This is a genomic window from Geodermatophilus sp. SYSU D00766 (assembly GCF_054049915.1).
Map to the genome: position 1 here is coordinate 1 of NZ_JBJGYI010000083.1, position 2,940 is coordinate 2,940.

At 75.9% G+C, this 2,940-nt stretch carries 2 protein-coding genes; both read right to left on the bottom strand.

All coding sequences use genetic code 11. The annotated features are described in order from the left end of the window. Nucleotides 1-81 precede the first annotated feature (81 nt). Nucleotides 82-1,593 (bottom strand): VWA domain-containing protein, encoded by a 1,512-nt coding sequence (locus ACI8AD_RS24880; protein ID WP_456873208.1) that lies wholly within the window; start codon nt 1,591-1,593, stop codon nt 82-84. A 1-nt stretch (nt 1,594) separates the two neighbouring features. Next, nucleotides 1,595-2,848 (bottom strand): AAA family ATPase, encoded by a 1,254-nt coding sequence (locus tag ACI8AD_RS24885; protein ID WP_456873209.1) that lies wholly within the window; start codon nt 2,846-2,848, stop codon nt 1,595-1,597. Between the last annotated feature and the right edge of the window lie 92 nt (nt 2,849-2,940).

Below are 2,940 nucleotides of genomic sequence, written 5' to 3' on the forward strand. Positions count from 1 at the left end.
CCGCCCCCGCCCCCGCGCGCGCGGGCGGCGCCCCCCCCCCCCCCCCCCCGGGCCCCCCCGCCCCCCCCCCCCCCCACCCCGTCAGCGGGCCGAGGCGCGGGTGACGACGTCGGTGGCCCAGCTCTCCAGCCCGCTGTGGTCGCGGATGACCTCCACCCGGTCGCAGTGCTCGGCGTAGGCGGGCAGGTCACAGCCGCCCAGCGCCCAGGAGTACCGCGGCTCGGGGGTCAGCCAGATCGTCTCGCGCACGCGGCGGGTGAGGTCGGCGAAGACGTCCAGGCGCGGGGCGTTGCCGTTGCCGCGGCCGTCGCCGAGCACGAGCAGCGTGGAGCGGCGGGTGAACGCGCCGGAGTGGTCGGCGGCGAGCCGGGCGAACACGGTGCCGTAGTCGCTGGCGGCGTCCACGTCGACCACGTCGCCGCCGAACACCAGCCCCAGGGCGTGCTCCAGCGGGTGCTCGTCGAACAGGTCGGTGATCTCGACGACGTCGTCGACGAAGGCGAACGTGCGCACCTGCGCGAACAGGTCCTGCAGCGCGTGCACCACGTGCAGGCTGAACCGCGCCGTCGCCCGCACCGACAGGCTCACGTCGGCGACGACGACCAGCCGCGGCCGGTCCTCGGCCAGCCGGGTGGTCACCGGCCGGAACGGGACGCCGTCGTAGCGCATGTTGCTCCGCATGGTCCGGGCGACGTCGACCCGTCCGCGCGGCGACTGCCGCTTGCGGTGGGTCAGGCCGCCGTGCAGGGACGTGGCCAGCCGGCGCAGCGACTCCTCGATGCGCGCCCGCTCGGCCTCGGTGACCTTCTCGACCGGCGCGCGGGCGAGCTCGCGCTCCTCGACCGCCAGGTCGGCCATCTCGGCCAGCTTCTGCAGGTGGGCGGCCAGCAGCTCGGGCAGGTCCTCGATGACGCCGGCCAGCTGCCGGCGCAGCGCCTCGGCGACCTCGGGGTCCAGGTCGCCGACCGGGTCGGCCAGCCAGTCGCGCAGCGCCTGCTGCTGGGCGACCGTCAGCTGCACGTCCAGCGGCGTGCCGCCGGCGCGCGCCAGCTCGCCGGGCAGGCCGGGGTCGTGCAGCCGCGACACCTCCAGCTGCACCTGCCGGGCGTCGTCGGCCGGACCGGCCGGGCTCTCCGACGACAGCACGATCTGCTGGGTCAGCGAGGCGAGGTCGATCTTGTTCGCCTCCTGGTGCAGGTTGTACTGCGCGGCGAGGTCCTCGGGCCGGAAGAAGTCGCGGATGTCGACCGGTTTGCCGTGGCTGTGCCCCTCCTGGACGTCGGTCGGCGGGTCGGCCGCCCACGTCATCCGGGTCAGCTCCCCGGTGTCCTCGAGGTCGTCGTGGGCGTGCCCGTGCTCCTCGGCGTCGGGCACCACCGGCCGCAGCGTGAAGAACCGGTCGAAGGTGTCGGCGAAGACCTCGGCGTCGCGGCGGTCCTTGAGCAGGGCGGCGCCCAGGGCGGCCTCCAGCGCGGCGCGGTCGCTGACGCCGACGGCGGCCGCGGCCTCGGACGCGTCGAGGACCTCCGCCGTCGACACGCGCATGCCGCGCAGCCGCAGCAGCCGCACGAACCGGTGCAGCGCCCCCTCCACGTCAGACCGGCCGGCGCCGGGCGCCGCCGCGGTTGCCGGCGGGGAAGGAGCGCGACCCCTGGCCGGCGCCCACCTGCCGCTTCGGCGCGGGCGCCGCGTCGGGCGCCTCGGCCGCGGCCTGCTGGCCGTAGTAGTTGCGGTCGTGCCGGCCGGGGGTGTCCTTGGCGGCCCGTACGCGGCGGCCGTCGTCGTCCGGGTGGTCGTGCGCGTGGTCGTCCGGGCGGTCGTCCGGGTGGTCGTGGGTGTGCCCGCCGTGGGTGTGCGACCCGTGCGAGTGGGTGTGGCCGAGGGACTCCGGCACCGTCGCGTTCGGGTCGACCAGCCGCGGCAGCGCGTCGCGGGAGCGCTGCACGTCGCGCTCGTACTTGGCGACGACGGACACGGTGTCGGCCAGCACCTCGGCCGACAGCTCGCCGACACCGAGGACGGCGAGGGTGCGCGCCCAGTCGATGGTCTCGGAGATGCTGGGGGCCTTGCGCAGGTCCAGCCCGCGCAGCCCGCGCACGATCTCCACCAGCCGGCGCGCGGCGGCGTCGTCGAGGCCGGTGCGCTTGGACCGCAGGATCTCCAGCTCCCGCTCGGCGTCGGGGTACTCGAGGAACAGGTGCAGGCAGCGGCGCTTGAGGGCGGCGGAGAGGTCGCGGGTGTTGTTGGAGGTCAGGACGACGTAGGGCGGCTGCCGCGCGACGAAGGTGCCGATCTCGGGCACCGACACCTGGTACTCGGCGAGCATCTCCAGCAGCACCGCCTCCAGCGCCTCGTCGGCGCGGTCGACCTCGTCGACCAGCAGCACCACCGGCTCCTCCGAGCGCACCGCCTCCAGCAGCGGCCGGGCGGCGAGGAAGCGCTCGGTGAAGAAGGCGCTGTCGGCGTCGGCGATCCGCTGCACGGCCGCCTCGAGGGTGTCGGCGTCGCCGAGCAGTGCGGCGGTCTTCTCCCGCAGGATCTGGGTGTAGAGCAGCTGCTTGCCGTAGTCCCACTCGTAGAGGGCCTTGGTCTCGTCCTGGCCCTCGTAGCACTGCAGGCGCAGCAGCCGGCGGCCGGTGACGGCGGCCAGCGTCTTGGCCAGGTCGGTCTTGCCCACGCCGGCCGGCCCCTCCAGCAGGAGCGGCTTGGCCAGCCGGGACATGACGAACGTCGTCGTGGCCAGCCGCCGGTCGGTGACGTAGCCCTGCGCGGCGAAGGCGCGGGCGACGTCGTCGGGGTCGTCGAAGTCGCTCGGCGCGCGGTCGGCGGGGACGGGCTGGACGCTCAACGGGGCTCCTGAGGGCGGGCTGGGCGGGTGCGGTGACGGGAGGGGGGGGGGGGGGGGGGGGGGGGGGGGGGGGGGGGGGGGGGGGGGGGGGG